The sequence below is a fragment of the Streptomyces colonosanans genome, assembly GCF_001866645.1.
GTDB lineage: Bacteria > Actinomycetota > Actinomycetes > Streptomycetales > Streptomycetaceae > Streptomyces > Streptomyces colonosanans.
Genome location: NZ_MLYP01000008.1, coordinates 68,817 through 84,939, shown reverse-complemented (window position 1 = coordinate 84,939; position 16,123 = coordinate 68,817). Strand labels below are relative to the sequence as shown.

Here is a 16,123-nt window from a genome sequence, read left to right as displayed (position 1 = left end):
ACGCTCCTTGAGCCTCGAGTCGTGATCTCATCTTGGCGCAAAGATCGTACTGGGCATACAAAACGGTTGCCCTTCATCGGGACGCTGCTGAGGCTCATCGGCGTCCGTCGAGACGGTTGCCGGCGAGCGGGCTGCGGCCGGTGGCGAGCTGGTCGGGGTCGGCGAGTTCGGTGAGGGCGTGCACGGCGGCGTCCATGCGGTCGGGGCTGTCCATGCCGGTGACCCAGGCGACCATCTGGTCTTCGAGTTGGAGGAACCGCCAAACGCCGCCACCAAGGTGCGGGTTATTGCAGTAGTGGTGGTCCTGGTTGCGGGTCCTGATGCCACCAGGCAATCTGGGACAGCAGTCGCCCTAAGCCGTCTTGCGTGCCGTGGACCATCTGCGGACGGGGAATCACCCGAAGGGCCATGAGGGCCCCGCGACCTGCGGGAATCCTGAACAGTGCAGGGCCCTCCGGAGCTGTGTGCGCCGCTTCGAAGGCTGCGCGTGCGCAACTCCATCCGAGACCCCGGGCTTGGCTAGAGGTCGAACGGGTCGGGCCGGACCACGGTCGACGACTGAGTACAGCTGTCGAACCCGCAGGCACGTAGGGCGTGACCTGACCTGATTGGGGCTCAGGTTGTTCTGCATCTCCGGCACTCGCCGCCATGCCGTCTAGTAATTTTGAGCGTGCCAAGAGATAGCCAGCTCAGGCGCCACCGGGGATGGCCGACTGCCGTAAGGAGCCGATGTGGCCGACGAAGCGTTCGGCATCGACAAGCGCCCGCTGCGCGACCTACTGCAGCAGGTTGAGGTCGGCAAGGCCCAACTGCCCGAGTTCCAGAGAGGCTGGGTGTGGCCCTACCCGAACATTGCCAGCCTTCTAGCATCGATCTCGCTGAGCTATCCCGTCGGCACCGTCATGTTGCTCAGGGCCGGTGGAGACGTTCGGTTCAAGTATCGGCCGATCGAAGGGGCCACCCCGGCTGGCGAGCCTGAGCCTGACACGCTTGTGCTCGACGGACAGCAGCGGCTGACGTCGCTGTTCCAGGCTCTGAAGTTGAAGGGCCCGGTGGTCACACAGGACTTGCGCAAGCAGCAGGTGTCTGGCTGGTTCTACGTCGACATGGTCCAGGCAATCGACGAGAACGGCGACCGCGAGGACGCCATCCGTTTTGTGCCCGAATCACGCAAGGTGCTCAACTTCCGGGGCCAAGTCGTCGAGGACTACTCGACCCCCGAGCGCGAGTACGAAGCACATCTCTTCCCGCTCCAGGCGGTCTTTGACGGCGGCGACTGGGGTTACGAGTTCACCGACTACTGGGACGGCGACAAGGACAAGCGGAGGCTGTGGCGCGAATTCAACGAGGCATTCGTTCGACCCTTCGATCGCTACCACGTGCCGGTCATCGAACTTGGGCAGACGACTCCTCGCCAAGCTGTGTGCCAGGTGTTCGAGAAGGTCAACACTGGCGGTGTCACCCTGACCGTCTTCGAACTGCTGACCGCTACTTACGCGGCGGAAGAGTTCGATCTGCGCAACCACTGGGAGCAAGAGTGCCGCTCTGCCTGGAAGGCACCTGAGTATCGCATCCTTCGCGAGGTCTCCAACACCGACTTCCTCCAGGCAGTCACCCTGCTGGCCACGGCCGAGCGGCGCCGGCACGAGGCCGAACGGGGGATGGAGGAAGAGCGTCTGCCGCGCATTGGCTGCAAGCGCAAGGACATGCTCGCCCTCTCATTGGAGGACTACATACGGTTTGCGCCATCCGTCATCGCCGGATTCAAGGCGGCGGCGAAGTTCCTCCACCAGCAGTACCTCTTCGATACGAAGTTCCTGCCTTACGGAACCCAGTTGATACCGCTCGCCGCGATCCTGGCTCTGGCCGGGGACGCCGCACAGAGCGCCGGAGCCCAGCATAAGCTCGCCCGCTGGTACTGGTGCGGCGTGTTCGGGGAGCTCTACGGCGGCTCGACCGAGACCCGGTTCAGCCAAGACCTGCCGGACGTCGTCGACTGGATCCGCGGGAATACGGTCGAGCCCCGAACCGTCACCGCGGCCCAATTCGCCCCCGGCCGTCTGCTTACCCTCCGTACCCGCAACAGCGCTGCCTACAAGGGGATTTACGCTTTGCTTCTCAAGGCTGGAGCCGTGGACTGGCGCACCGGGGAGAAGGCTGAAGTCACCGGGTACTTTGACGAGTCAATCGACATCCACCACATCTTCCCTAAGGCCTGGTGCGACAAGGCGGGATACCACCCGACTGACTACAACTCGATTATCAACAAGACACCACTGACTGCCCGTACCAATCGCATCATCGGAGGTGCGGCCCCCTCCGACTACCTCGGTCGCCTAATCAAGGCCGCCGAGACCCCTCACGAAGGCGTGGCCGAGCGCATCAGCTCCCACCTAGCCCAACCGGAACTCATGGCTACCGACGACTTCGACGGGTTCTTCACCGCTCGCAAGACTGCGCTGCTCCGCAGCATCTCGGCCGCAATGGGCAAGGCAATCCTGGACGACGAATCGACTGCCAATGCCCCCGGGATCAACCTCGACGTGGCGGACGACACCGACGACCTGTGATCCCTACTTCCGTGGGTCCATGGCCGGATCAGCAAGCCGGTGAAGCGGATAGCGGATCCATGTCCGTCCTTGCAGTCGGATACGTGTCGAAGGCCGGAGGCAGCAAAAGTAGCGCAGCGCTACGTACCAGGTCAGACCAGGGATGACGCTGCAGGCGGCAGGCGCCTTCTAAGCGCCTGGTCGCTCGGTGCGTGCCACAACCGTGCGCATGGAGCGGCCAACCACGGTCACTAGCGGTCGGCGTCGGCCGAGATGCGCCGGTGAGCTGCGAGCCTCTTCTGAGCTGGCTTCCGGGACAGCACCTCAACCGCACCTCGCCATTCGCATGCTCGTTCATGGGGTGCGGTGGGCCCAACCAAGTTCGGGCCGCGCCGGCCACCCGATTCGGGCTACTCCCCGGCCCAGTCCGCCGCCGGGGCGCCCGCGGCAGCCGTTGGTCCGCCGTGGCGCTGGCCCGCGGACCCGATCTCCGAGTGAGCAGCGAGTGAGGGACGTGCACAGAAGGAGCGGTATGGACGTTCGCCCAGTTCAGAGGCTCATTTCCGTACTCCTGGCGCCTGCCCTCAGGAGCCGTGTGCGCAGGTTCGGATCCTCCCGGGCCCTGCATGAGGTGTCGTTTCTCTTACTCCTGGCCGTCGATTCGCTTCGCGTAGACCTTCAGGTTGCCGGAGTGGCATACACGGCGGCCAACTCACACCACACGACCTTTCCCCGGTTGCCGTCTCGCGTCAGCGGCTGCCAGCCCCACAGGTCGGCGCACGCCCGGACCAACCCCAGCCCCCGCCCTCCCTCCACGTCGGCGACCTGCTCAAGCGGCACGGGCGGCTCCGGCGGCTCAGGGTCGGCGTCCCAGGCCCCGAGCCGCAGCACACCTGCCGACCAGCGCACACGCAGTGCCGCCGGGCCCTTTGTGTGACGTACGGCGTTGGAGACCAGCTCCGTCGCAAGGAGTTCAGCAGTGTCAACCAGGCGGATCAGGCCGTGCATGGTGAGGATGAGGCGGAGGGTGCGGCGGCTGATGGTGACGGCGCGTAGGTCATTCGGGATGTAGAGGCAGTACTCCCAGGGCTCGGTCAGGTTTTCGGGCATGTGTCAGCTCCGTTTTGGGTGGGAGTGGGGTTGTGGGGCGAGCGGTGGCATTGCCGCAGCCGTCATGGCACGACGGATCGGTGCACTTCCGCAGCGTGTGCGTTACGTCACTGACGGTATGGCATAAAATTGTTCCACTTCAAGCCAGTCGCGTAACCTGGCCCCGAACGTGTCACCGCGCCAAGGCCGTTGGAGGCGAGGAGAGAGTCATGCCGCCCAGACTGCAACCGACCGCTCGCCAGGTACGCCTGGGCGCTGAATTGCGGAAACTACGTGAAGCCGCGGGGCTCCGGGCCCGTGAGGCCGCCGTGCTGCTCGGGTCCAACTCGGTCCAGATGAGTCACATCGAGTCCGGGATTGCGGGCGTCAGCGAGGAACGCGTACGGCGTCTTGCCGCTCATTACAGCTGCACGGACGATGAGTTGCTCTCAGCCCTCGTGGCAATGGCTACTGAACGAACGCGCGGCTGGTGGGATGAGTACCGCGATCTGCTGCCCCAGCCGTTCCTCGACCTCGCCGAGTTGGAGCACCACGCCAGCTACCGATGGGACGTGGACTTCCTGCACGTCCCAGGGCTTTTGCAGACCGAGGACTACGCCCTGGCCCTCTTCTCGTACGTGAACCCGGAATTCCCGAAGAGCGATGTGGAGCGCTGGGTGGAACACCGGATGAAGCGCACAGTCATCATCGAACGGCCCGACCCGATCCCATATGAGACGGTGATCCACGAGGCAGCGCTGCGCATCAGGGTCGGCGACCGAGCCGCAGCACGGGCTCAGCTCGCCCGCGTCCTGGAGCTCTCTGAAGCCGACCACGTCACCGTACGCGTCATCCCCTTCGATCTGGACGGCTTCGCCGGAGCCGGAAGCGCCATGGTGTACGCAGGTGGTCCGGTCCCCAAGCTGGACACTGTCGTGCGTGACGGACCCAATGGCCCTGCGTTCATCGACGCAGAAGCCCAACTCGGCCGCTACCGAACTCTCTTCCGTAGGGTAGAGGCGGCGTCGCTCGAACCCGAGCGTTCGCGTGACCTCATCCTCCGGATGACGAAGGAGCTGTGAGTCCATGATGACCCGCAATACCTGGCAAAAGTCGTCCTACTCCGGCGGTGGCCAGGGCGACGCCTGCGTGGAGGTTGCACATCGCCACACCCACATAGCCATCCGCGACTCGAAGGTTCCGGCCAGGGCCAGCCTCTCCATCCCGACCGGAGCCTTCACCGCCTTCATCGAGGCCCTGAAGGACGACACCTGCTCCACGGTGACGCACTTCACCGGCTTCCGAGGCTGATCCACCCCGAGCCGCGCCCAGCTCGCACGCGAACACCTTCAACGCCGCCCTCGCCGCCAGCGACTGGAGCAGCGTCGGCGTCGCCGGGATGCGGATCAGGTGGTCGGCGTACGGCACCACCGCCTCATCCCCGATCAGCAACTCCTCCTCGCGATCCTGGCACTAGCCAGCTCCTCCTCTGTGTGCATGGCCGCCTATCCGCACAAGACCTACAGCGGCGTCCACCTCTACCCCACCGCCCTGCCGCCGGCCGACGAGGCAGCACCCGGTGGCAGCGCAACAGCCCCGTCGGCTCGCAGCCTTGACCTGAAAGCTGCCTCCACCTTGCGGGCGACGAAGCTTGCCAGGGTTTTCGCCCTGGTGTTCCGCCTCTACGCCCCTGCTGGCCGCGCAACCTCGATCAAGCCCAATCCCGGCCGGGTGACGCCCTGTTGCCGTGCAGTCACCCGCGATAGCCTGCACCTGTCCTGTGTGGCACAGGCGCCGACACAGGTGGCGACACACGAGCGGCAAGAGGGGGATCGTGGAGCGGCGCGACGTGCGGGGGCACTACGAGGGACTGGCAGCCGAGTACGACGAGCACTGGGTCTACGGCCCGGACTACATTCCCTGGATGGCCGGCCGGATCGCCGAGGCACTGCGGCTCAGCCCTGCGGACCGGATCGCCGACATCGGCTCCGGTACCGGTCTGTTCGCCAGGGAAGTGGCCAGTCAGCTCCAGCCAAGCCATTCGATTCTGTGCGTCGATCCTTCCGAAGCGATGCTCCGTCAGTTGGGCACCCCGCCGGCGCCTGGCCTGACGCCGATCGTCGCTTCGGCCGAGGACATCGCAGAAGGGCACGCCGGTCTGCCGTACGAGCAGCTCGACGCGATGTGGCTCAAGGAGTCGGTGCACCATGTGGCCGATCAGGCGCGCACACTGCGGGGCCTGGCCAACCGCCTGGCCCCCGGAGGACGGCTGCTGGTGGTGATGCTCCCGACCACGATCCAGTACCCGCTGTTCCAGGCGGCCCTCGACCGCTTCGAGGAGCTTCAGCCAGACCCTGCCGATATCCAGGCGCACTTGAGTGCGGCCGGGCTGGACGCCAGTCTCACCCACGTCGAGCATGAGTTGCGCATCGACCGGGACAAGTACTTCGGCATGGTGCGCGCCCGCTACATGTCCTTGCTGTCCACGTTCAGTGACAGTGAGATCGAGAAGGGCATCGAAGAGATGCAGGCGGCTCACCCGGAGCCTGTCCTGGTGTTTCCCGACCGGTTTGCGTTCGTCCTCGGGCAGCGGCGAGTGGAGGGCACGTGAGCACCGTGGTCGACGAACGGCTACGGCGCCTGAGGAATGAACTCGACGACCACTCGCGGATCGCCGATCGATTAGGGCTCGATCTGGAGCGGCCGCTGCGGTCCCTCAACGACGGTTATCCGGAGAACGCGGTCGCCCTGGTCGGGAAACTGACCGAGAAGCTGCTCAAGGAGCTGTGGCGGCACCACAGCGTCGAGGGCGACCCTTCGACGAAGGCACTGAACGACCTGGTCAAGCGGTGTCGTCCTTACATCCGCAGCAGTACGGTCCTGGACGCACTCGACGACATCCGGCGGCTGCGCAACCGGTCCACGCACGACGGGTACGACATCAGCGACGAGGACGGCCTGCTGGCGGTCCGCAGGCTCGTCGACGTGCTGGTCTGGTTCACCGACACGGGGAGCGCGGCACTGCTCGGCGGTGAACCCGACATGGCCCCCGAGGTGGCGCGCCGTTGTGAGTTCCTTGCCGGGCTGTACGTCACCCTCGGCTACCGACAGGCCAAGCGGTTCGTCCTCAGCCCCGACACCGTGTACCAGCTGTTCTGCCGCGAGTCCGGGATGCGGCTGGAGTACGTGGAGCTGATGCTCTCCCAGGACGCTGACGACCTGAATACTGTTCTTGCCTCCAATGGTGGCGAACTGCTGCGGACGCGGCTGCCCAAGCTCACCCGGTTCGTCGTCCTTGACGACGACAGCGACGGCAGTGCGGACTCCGGCGCGCTCCATCAGATGCTGGGCCTGGACTTCCGAATCGTGCGCTACGACGGTTTCGTCGACGCCATCGTCAATCTCGACAACCACCTCGCCCCTCTCGTCTCTGCCATCAACCATGCCGATTCGCGGGCCACCGTCGCTGCGGCGACGCTGACCGCCGACCCGCGCACCGGCGAGTCGCAGGTGGTGCAGTCCGGGGACGCGGCGGAGCTACTCGCGCGGCTTGCGCGCGGCAGTGCGAACGTATTGGTGACCGGTCGTCCCGGAAGTGGAAAGAGTACGCTCCTGCGCGCGCTGGCGGCTGACCCTGAGGTCCGTCGCTTCCGCTTCTACTTCGACCTCGGTCTCAAGCCGAAGAACGAACGGTTCTCCGAGTACGCAGGCCGTCTGCTGGCGCCGGCTATGACGCCGTCGGACCGCTCCCGCGCCTACGACCTCTTCCTCTACCTGATCCGGTCCGGGACCGCGCTGTGTGTACTCGATGCCGTCGACGAGGGCGTCGAGGAATCGAGCCCCGCCGGCTTCCTGCGGCTCTTCACCGATCTCGCCGCCGTCCTTTCCGCGGAATCAGCGGTGGTCATGAGTTCACGAGTCTCCTTCCTGGCGGACTCACCCCAGGTGCGCCAGCTGCTGGACAGTGGCGCCGGCCGCTCGGAGCAGCTGGTCGAGCAGATGTACGCAAACGGCCTGGACCCGGCACGCGTCCCGCATTTCCATGTCGTGCGCCTGGCCGAGCCTGAGGCCACTCCTCTGGAGAAGCAACTCACCGCCGCGCTGGAGCTTCCGTCGGGGCAGGCACTGGCGGACATCCTCGGCGCACACATCGAGCGGACGCTGGCGGAGCACGGGCATCCCGATCTGGAGCGCCGCCTGCCCGCCACGTTCGGGCAGGCTTTCCTCACGGACCGGACGGTCTTCTCACTCGTTGACCTGTTCCGGCAGTTGGGCGCCGAGGCCTTCACGGACGGACGGCTTGATCTCGACGCCTGTGTCCTCGCACCACTGCTGCGCCCCGCCGGGGACGAGCATGTCGCCTTCGTGCACACGGCATACCAGGAATTGCTGGCCGCCCGGTATCTCGCCGAGCCCGCGAACCGGAACACGGCAGCGGACCTTCCGCGCGGTGCCTTCCTGACCGAGCAAGTGCGCGCCTTCCTCGCCGGCATGCCCGGCACACCGCAGGCCGAGGACTGCGTGTTGCCCGCTGGGTCCTACCTTGTCGGCCCGGCCGAACGGCTGTTGATCCGCCGCATCGAGCGCCCCGTACGCTTCGACCGCCAGGCCGTGACCGCCGCTCGCTACCGCCGATTTCTCGACGCCCTCAACGCGGACGGCACCTCGCGATGGGACCGTCCGGACCAGCCCGCCCACATCACACACCGCCCGCCGACCGACCGGCTACGGCACCCTGACTACTACGAGAACCCCCGTTACGACGCCCACCCGGCCGTCTGCGTCAGCTGGTGGGGCGCGTACGCCTTCGCTGCCTTCGAAGGCAAGCGGCTCCCGACCGCGCTTGAATGGGAGGCTGCCGCGCGCGGCGTCGACGGGCGGCTGTTCCCGTGGGGCGACACACCTGCCGGCACCCACGTGAACTGCGCCGACTCATGGGTCGGCCATCCCCTCGTGACCTACCAGGCGTGGTACCGGGACTTCGCGGGCGACAACGTACGCCGGGCAGGGGTCACACCTGTCACGGAACGCCCCGGCAACTGCTCACCGTTCGGCATTCTCGACATGGTGGGCAACTGCTGGGAATGGACCTCCACCAGCCTGGCCGACCTTGGCGAGGCCGTCATCTGCGGCGGCAGCTATGACAACCCGATGCGCGCGGTCCAGGCCAGCAGTAAGAGCGTCTACCGAAAGCACGGTGCAAGCAACGCGGTCGGCTTCCGATGCGTGCAGGACCTCGACAGCGACACCGGCGGAACAGAGGAGACGGCAGCATGAGCGGTGGCGGGCCCCGCCACGGAACCATCGTCGACACACGACCGAGCGGTGGAGGACCGCGCGGTGTGCTCAGCTCCTACATCGTCCAGGACGACGAGGACGAGCGGTACTACGGCTTCGACTACCGGCAGATCGTCACCGAAGGATTCCGGACCATCCGCCCCGGCGAACGCGTCCGCTTCCACATCAGCGCCGAAAGCCCCGACCGGGCAGAATTCGTCATCCGCCTGAACCAGCCCGACCCGGCAGAGTACTACCGATGACCGCCGACGTTCCGCTGCTCGACGAAACCAAAGGGGCGCGCCAGGAGCTGACCGTCGTCCTCCCCGTGCAACTGCTACGCGTCCCCGACTGGGCCGAAGGACCCTTCCCGTTCGAGCTGGGCAGCCGCCGCACCGACGCCCAGACCCGGTCCACCTACTTCGCCCCCGCCTCCGCACGCGCCCTGTACGGGGCGCCCGGACGGCCCCGCCGGTGGCACCGGCCGCTGGACGTCAAACACGACGGAATGCACCTGCTCGGCATAGAACTCCTGCGCGCGGCCACTGCTCGGAACCCCGAACACGCCCTCGTTGTCCTGCACTTCAGCGTAGACCGACCGCTACTGCCGGTGCTGCGGGCTCTGGCCGGACGGCGGCCAGCCTCGGCTGACGAACCGCTCACCGGGCCGTTCGACCCGGCCGGACTCCTTGTTGGCATCGCCGACGTCCGTACCCCGGGCACACCGTTTGCCACCGCACGGCCCTACACCATCGCCTTCATGACCCCAACGGCCCAGCACGCTCCCGCCCTCCGCTCCGGCCCGGAAGGGGAACTGCCCGTCACAGCGGACCGCTGGCTCTGGCAACTGGCCTCACGTTCCACACCGGAGGACTTCCCTCTCCCACCGGAGACCGCCGAGGACCAACTCGAGCACACCGTACGGATCTCCGCGGACTGGAGCGCCCTGGTGCTACGGCAGGGAGCTGCCTTCCTCGGTCATCGACCCGACACCGGAGCGGGTGACTTCTTCGACTTCGGGGCACTGCACTCCCGTACCGTCTATCTCGACGCCCTGCTCCTCGGTGCTCTCCAGCGCGATCACATCGACGAACTCACCGACGAACTCTCTGAGGTGTTCGACTCCGCACGACTGGCACACCGCGTCGCCGGTCTGGAGAGAAACATCGCCGTCTTTCGCAGCACCTACTGGCGACAACACCTCACCGCCCACGGCCCAGCGAACGATCTGCTGCTCGCCTTCCAGAACCAGCACCGGCTACCCGCTCGCTTCAACGAGATCCTCGCCGAAGCCGCCGACTACAGCAGGCTCGTACAGACACAGGAGAGCCAGCAGATCAGCGGCGCCCTGGGCGTCCTCACCATTCTCGGCCTCCCCCTCGGCACCGCTCTCAGCATCCTGCAGGTCCTCGGCGACAACTCCGCAACACACCTACTCATAGCACTTGCACTGTCCGTCGCCGCCACAGCAGCAGCCTTGACAACACGGTACGGGCGCTTGGTCCTGTCGTCGCTCCAGGGCGGGGAGGGCAAGCCCTAGGTGTATTGCCCTGTGAGGTTGGGGACGCGGCTGGCGGTAGGGCGTGAACTTGACCCGCGCTACCGGCACGACCCAAACGCGAGGCCCTGTGTCGACCTAGCTCAGGGCGGTCGGGCGGGAAGAACTGAGTGTGGAGGCAGAAGACCAAGTCAGTCGGCGGCAGGCTTACGAGCATTGAGGTTGCACAGATTGCGGTGATAGCCGAGGTGCGCCTCGTCCATCGGATGCCTGGGGTCGCGACGGAGCGGGCGGGGTTCTCTGCTGCCTCTCGTCCCCCTGACCAGGCCGTCAGGGGCAACGTAGATCTCCAAGCCGTCGAAGAGGACATGGCAGTTGGCACACAGGCACAGGAGGTTCTGCAGTTCGTCGGGGCCGTGGTGGGGCCTGCCCAGGCCTCTTATGTGAGCCGCCTCGCTGTACGGGCGGTTCAGATAGCGGAGCGCCGTGCCACAGATCTGACACTGATCGCCCTCGAGTTCCTTGACCTTCCTGGCCAGAGCTTCGTCGCGGACGATGACGGAGCGGGTCGCGTCACGGCGCAGTGCGGGGCCGGTCGCCCGCCCGTACTCGTCCACGCCGGCACCGCTGCTCTCATCCTCCGACGGACTCAACAGGCTGCCGGCTGTGGTGTATCCGTCCAGGCCTATTCGCTCGAAAAGGGCCTGGCGGTCGACGTCCTCGAGATACGTCTCGCAGATCGTGGCGATGGCGTCGAGGCGGGTCACCGGGTCTCGAAGGAGACCAGCGGCCTCTTCCTTGAAGCCGGCCTGCGGGTGGTGCGCGTCGAGGATGCTCACCTTCGGCATCTCCTTGGCCAGCTCGGTTGGTATGCCCTGGACCTCCCACAGCCCGCTGCCCCGGAGATGCCAGAAGGGATACTCCGGTGTGGCCTTCGCGTTGGAAAGTCCGAACTCGACCAGGAGCGGACCGACTTCGTCTCGAAACTGTGGCCACGGGGTCATGCGGGGCCGCTCGTCAGCTTCGCGGGATATCGCCCACAGGAGGCTCAACGGCTGGTGACGGCTGGGTGCCGGGTTCCCGGGGCCGCGGGAGACCTTGAGTTTCCGGAGGCGCTCCAGCAGGGCCGCACGGTTCTGGGATCTCTCCCCGGTCTCCACCGCGAAGCCGAGCTCGCGTAGGCGTCGCGCCACCGTGGCCGCGCCGCCGCTGAAATCCCCCGAGCTCAGGAAGTCGCCGGTGGCGTGCCCGTGGGCGACACCGGCAATGGCCTTCGAGTCGTAGCGAAAACCGTCCAGGACCAGCTCGTACGACCTGGCCCGGCCGAAGCCGTACGTCTGAAGGAAGTTGTCCCGACCCAGGCGACGGAACTCTTCGGTCGCCGCGATGATGTCTTCGTACTCGACGTCCCCAAGCCCCATGCATCGAAGGCTAGTCGGACAGTACGACAATCCACACGGGCCAGGCCGAGGGCGCCGCCAGCACGACGCCGGCGAGGGTGAAGCCTGCGCCGGCGGTGTGGAGGCTCGTGGTGAGGGAGTCGGCGTAGCCGTCGCTGAGGAGGGTGGAAGCGAGCACCAGGCCCACCATCGTGGGCTGGTCGCCGTCACCCTTGCCGGTCCACACGGTGGCGCCGGCCGCGACGGGCATCGTCACGATGAGGATCATCGCGGTGACCAGGCCGCTGCCGCCGTCGGTGTCAGGCGTGCGGTGCAGCAGGAACGCGACGAGGGGGATGACCAGCAGCGGGATCGCCAGATGCAGCACGAGCCCCGCGAGCAGCGCGCTCGGGCGCCGCAGCACATGGCCCAGCTCACGGACAGGGACCCGGAGTCCGGCCGAGAACAGCACCAGCGACAGCAGACACAGGGTGGCGGACACCGGCAGGTGGATGAGTGGCCCGAGCGGCAGGGCATGCGTGTGGCGCAGCCAGAGGCCGGGACCCGGCACGAACAGGGCGCAGGCGTAGGACAGCAGCACGGCCCGACCCAGCCGGCGCCGCAGCCAGGCGGTCGCGCGGTCAGTGGGCGCGGGGGCGGTGGCCGGAGCGTTCAAGGCGGCCTTCTTCCGTCACGTGGGCAGGGGAGGGACGGAGGGCCGCTATGCGGAGACGGTCTGTGCGCGTGCACATGGCGCCATGGTGTTCGTACGGAACGGGCGGGGTGAGCGAAGCGCGCCAGCAGTCAGGATGCGTTCAGGTGCCTGGTGGCACGGTCGGACAACGTGACCTATGAAACGTCGGAGAGCCAGGTGGTTCCGGAGGACGGCCAGACGCCCCGTGCGCGTCATCGGCCGCGCGGAATCAAGGTGCCCGAGGTCACCGTCTACTTCTGGATCACCAAGGTGCTGTGCACGACTGTCGGCGAGACCGCGGCGGACCTGCTGAACGAGAAGGCGGGTCTCGGGCTGACCGGTGTGTCGGTGCTGATGAGTGCCCTGCTGGCCGTCGTCCTGGTGGTCCAGTTCCGCTTCAGCGCCTACCGGCCGGGCGTGTACTGGCCGGCGGTGGCACTGATCAGCGTCGTCGGCACGCTGATCAGCGACAACCTCACCGCCGCAGTGGGCGTGCCGCTGGAGACGAGCACCACGATCTTCGCGATCGTCCTCGCGGTCGTCTTCGTCGTCTGGTACCGGCGCGAGCAGACCCTGTCCCTCCACCACATCGACACCACCAGCCGCGAGTCCTTCTACTGGCTGGCGGTGATGTTCACCTTCGCCCTCGGCACCGCGGCCGGTGACCTGGTGTCCGAGCGCATCGACCTCGGCTACTGGCTGTCCGCCGTCCTGTTCGCGGCAGCCATCGCCGCGGTGGCCATCGCGCACTTCGGGCTGGACCTGGACGCGGTGTGGAGCTTCTGGATCGCCTACATCCTGACCCGTCCGCTCGGCGCGTCCATCGGCGACTACCTCTCCCAGCCCACCGCTGATGGCGGCCTCGGCCTGGGCACCGTCGTGACCAGCGTCCTGTTCCTCGCGATTATCCTCGGGCTGGGCATCCGCCTCTCCGTCACCCGCAGGGACGTCGCCGAACCGGAGCAGGCGACGGGACACGCGGCCTGAGCCACACGTCGGTTCGGTGGGTCCGGCCGCACGCGTTCCGGCCAGATCGGCATGGCACGTGTGCCTGGCACTGTGACCGATCAACAGGCGGTGCAGACAGGCACAATGGCGTCGTAAATCCGAACAGCCGGATCATCGTTGCCTTGGATTGCGACGACCGCCGAACCGCTGACGACATCGTCGACCCGCTGGGCGACGAGTGCCGCTTCTACAAGGTCGGTCTGCAGCTCCTACAGCGGCTCAAGTCAAAGAGGTCTTCCGGTGACGTGAGGCGCGTGTGTGCATGGATCCATGCTGCTCGTGTTGCGAGAGTGATCAACGGGCCGCAGTCAGGATGTGTTCAGGTTCCCGCTGGCACAGTCGTGCGGTATGACCCATGAAACGCCTGAGAGTCCGGTGGTTCCAGAGGTGGACACCCGGCAAGGAGACCAGAAGCTAGTCGGCGAACAATCGACTGAGGCGGGCTCGCACCACCTCACCGGCGCTGGATGGGGCAGGGGGATCTCTGTTCAGCCAGGCGGGGAGGACGTACGGGGGATTGGGCGATGCGGATTCCTGCGCTCCTCAGGTTGAATTCCGGGACGAAGTTCCCAGAATTCTGGCCAACGCCGCCGCCCAGAGCTCGAATTAACTCCACGAATCCCTTTGGCCCGGCTAGGAGGTTGAGACCTTCCGGCCGACCAGCAGGGGCGCGGTCTGACCTGAGAAGCCGAAGGCTTCCGAAGGCGGCTCATGCTCGCCTGCTGATGACTTCGGCACCGAGAGTCTGTCTGATCTCGGCGGCTCCCATGAGGGACATCGGCGCCTTTCCGGCGCCTTCCCGTCAGGCGGCGCAGGCAGTAAAGGCGTGTTCTGCATCACACAGGAATATCTCAAGATCCCGCATAACAAGGTGTATCACTCCCGGGTCATAACAGGCATACAGAAAGTCCTCGCGCAGGCCGAGGAAAGAACGCGTCACGGACTACGCCTCCGGCGGCGCGTCCCGAGTGGACTTGGCGAGCAATGGGAGTCATCCCAGCGCCCGCCAGGTCCGAGGCCGCGCTTGTCTACACACATGTAGACAGTTACCGTTCCGCAGACGTGAGGGGCGCCCCCTCTGTGCTGCCACCCGTCCATGTGAGGATTGCATGACAACTTCGACGACTACCGCGACTGCTCGTCATGCCGCGGGCAGCCGCCTGTTGAACAAGGTGCCCGAGGTCACGGTCTGGTTCTGGATCATCAAGATCCTCTGCACGACCGTCGGCGAGAGTTTCGCCGACTACATCAACGAGACGCTGGGCTTCGGCCTGACCAACACCATGCTGTTGTTCACCGCGGTATTCGCGATCGTGCTGATGGTCCAGTTCCGCACGAAGCGCTACATCCCGTTCGCGTACTGGCTCACCGTGGTGGTGGTCAGTGTCACCGGCACGCTGTACACCGACATGCTCACCGATAAGCAACACGTCCCGCTATGGCTCAGCTCGACGGTGTTCTCGGTCCTGCTGGCCCTCGTCTTCGGGGTCTGGTGGCTGCGCGAGCGGACCCTGTCGATCCACAGCATCACGACCTTCCCGCGTGAGGCGTTCTACTGGCTGACCGTCCTGGTGACGTTCGCGCTGGGCACCGCCCTCGGTGACTGGACGCTGGAGCTGACCAACTGGACGCCCGCGCAGTCGGTGCTCCTGCCGCTGGGCCTCATCGCGTCGATCACCGCGCTGTGGAAGTTCGGCGCCAACCCGGTTCTTTCGTTCTGGCTCGCCTACATCCTCACCCGCCCTCTCGGTGCCAACATCGGTGACTGGCTCGCCTCCCCGAAGGCCGCGGCCAACCCCGGCGACCCGGTTGGACTCGGCCTGGGCACCTTCGCCACCAGCCTGATCTTCCTCGGCGCCATCCTGGCCACGGTCATCTACCTGACGATCAGCCGCAGGGACGTCGGCGAGACCTCCGTGACGACGCACGAGCCGTCGGTCACCAACGCGCGCAAGGAACGCATCGCGCTCGGAGGCTTCGCAGTAATCGCTGCCGGCACCGTCGCGCTGATGATCTGGGCCCACAACCAGCCCCACGTCACCTGCGACCCGACCGGTCAGAGCGAGACGATGCCGGCTTGCCCGAAGACGGCTCTGACCGGCAAGCAGACGACCGAGGCAGTGGCGAAGTACGAGAAGCTTGCCCAGACGGCAATCGCTCAGGACCGGGCCGGGACGGTCGCGGCCTCCCATGCCACCGTGCAGAAGATGCGCGACGACTGGGACGCCGACGCCACCTCGTTGCAGGCGGTCAACAACACGACCTGGACCCTGCTCGACCACCAGATGGATGAGGTCCTCAAGACGTACGCCATCGACCACGGCAACATCCAGCCCGCTCCAGCCGCCGAGCAGGAGAAGCAACTCAACACCCTGCTGGGCGACCTTCAGAGCCACCGCTTCTGAGCAGGGCGGACTGCGTTGGTGGCCGGTTCGATGGGCCTGCACAGGACCGGTCACCAACTGCGCTGTACCGGTGCACCAAGGCCCAACGCCCTCCGTGTCGGCGTCACTGCGGCCCGCCCGCCCTGGAACGATGCGTCTCATGCAACCCCTGCCAGACCCTGCCCCGCCGACCTGATCCCGGACACGACGGGCCAGGAGGCATTCAACGCCGCGTACAAGGCGCC

Annotated in this window: 13 protein-coding genes; 9 read left to right on the top strand and 4 right to left on the bottom strand. The window is 66.4% G+C overall.

Features of this window, described 5'->3' with window-relative positions:
• Positions 1-94 precede the first annotated feature (94 nt).
• On the bottom strand, positions 95-334 hold the full coding sequence (locus BIV24_RS31255; RefSeq protein ID WP_079167990.1) for a hypothetical protein: 240 nt from the start codon (positions 332-334) through the stop codon (positions 95-97).
• A 397-nt stretch (positions 335-731) separates the two neighbouring features.
• On the opposite strand from BIV24_RS31255, the gene BIV24_RS04165 reads away from it, so the two are divergent.
• Positions 732-2,570, top strand: coding sequence for a GmrSD restriction endonuclease domain-containing protein (locus BIV24_RS04165; RefSeq protein WP_071364751.1), 1,839 nt, complete (start codon positions 732-734; stop codon positions 2,568-2,570).
• 657 nt (positions 2,571-3,227) lie between these two features.
• Here the strand turns inward: BIV24_RS04165 and BIV24_RS04160 are convergent.
• Positions 3,228-3,659, bottom strand: a complete 432-nt coding sequence (locus BIV24_RS04160) for an ATP-binding protein (RefSeq protein WP_071364750.1) — start codon at positions 3,657-3,659, stop codon at positions 3,228-3,230.
• Positions 3,660-3,868: 209 nt separating this feature from the next.
• On the opposite strand from BIV24_RS04160, the gene BIV24_RS04155 reads away from it, so the two are divergent.
• From BIV24_RS04155 to BIV24_RS04130, 6 genes are all read left to right on the top strand, one after another.
• Positions 3,869-4,720 (top strand): helix-turn-helix domain-containing protein, encoded by an 852-nt coding sequence (locus BIV24_RS04155; RefSeq protein WP_071364749.1) that lies wholly within the window; start codon positions 3,869-3,871, stop codon positions 4,718-4,720.
• 4 nt (positions 4,721-4,724) lie between these two features.
• Entirely contained in the window at positions 4,725-4,949 is a 225-nt protein-coding gene (locus tag BIV24_RS04150; RefSeq protein WP_071364748.1) for a DUF397 domain-containing protein, read from the top strand.
• Between the two features lie 523 nt (positions 4,950-5,472).
• Positions 5,473-6,249, top strand: coding sequence for a class I SAM-dependent methyltransferase (locus BIV24_RS04145; RefSeq protein ID WP_071364747.1), 777 nt, complete (start codon positions 5,473-5,475; stop codon positions 6,247-6,249).
• Complete coding sequence (locus tag BIV24_RS04140; RefSeq protein WP_071364746.1) at positions 6,246-8,915, top strand: SUMF1/EgtB/PvdO family nonheme iron enzyme; 2,670 nt, start codon at positions 6,246-6,248, stop codon at positions 8,913-8,915. Before BIV24_RS04145 ends, BIV24_RS04140 begins: the two co-directional genes overlap by 4 nt.
• On the top strand, positions 8,912-9,178 hold the full coding sequence (locus BIV24_RS04135; RefSeq protein WP_071364745.1) for a hypothetical protein: 267 nt from the start codon (positions 8,912-8,914) through the stop codon (positions 9,176-9,178). Before BIV24_RS04140 ends, BIV24_RS04135 begins: the two co-directional genes overlap by 4 nt.
• Positions 9,175-10,455: a hypothetical protein gene (locus BIV24_RS04130; protein ID WP_071364744.1), complete on the top strand. Its 1,281-nt coding sequence runs from the start codon at positions 9,175-9,177 to the stop codon at positions 10,453-10,455. Before BIV24_RS04135 ends, BIV24_RS04130 begins: the two co-directional genes overlap by 4 nt.
• A 149-nt stretch (positions 10,456-10,604) precedes the next feature.
• Here the strand turns inward: BIV24_RS04130 and BIV24_RS35020 are convergent, their stop codons facing one another.
• Complete coding sequence (locus BIV24_RS35020; RefSeq protein ID WP_245766665.1) at positions 10,605-11,834, bottom strand: HNH endonuclease; 1,230 nt, start codon at positions 11,832-11,834, stop codon at positions 10,605-10,607.
• Between the two features lie 10 nt (positions 11,835-11,844).
• Complete coding sequence (locus BIV24_RS04120) at positions 11,845-12,468, bottom strand: bile acid:sodium symporter family protein (protein ID WP_079167989.1); 624 nt, start codon at positions 12,466-12,468, stop codon at positions 11,845-11,847.
• Between the two features lie 168 nt (positions 12,469-12,636).
• Here BIV24_RS04120 and BIV24_RS04115 point away from each other — a divergent pair, with 168 nt between their 5' ends.
• On the top strand, positions 12,637-13,473 hold the full coding sequence (locus BIV24_RS04115; RefSeq protein WP_071364827.1) for a COG4705 family protein: 837 nt from the start codon (positions 12,637-12,639) through the stop codon (positions 13,471-13,473).
• Positions 13,474-14,603: 1,130 nt separating this feature from the next.
• Positions 14,604-15,899 carry a COG4705 family protein gene (locus BIV24_RS04110; protein ID WP_071364743.1) on the top strand — a complete coding sequence of 432 codons (1,296 nt, stop codon included), beginning with the start codon at positions 14,604-14,606 and terminating at the stop codon, positions 15,897-15,899.
• Positions 15,900-16,123 lie beyond the last annotated feature (224 nt).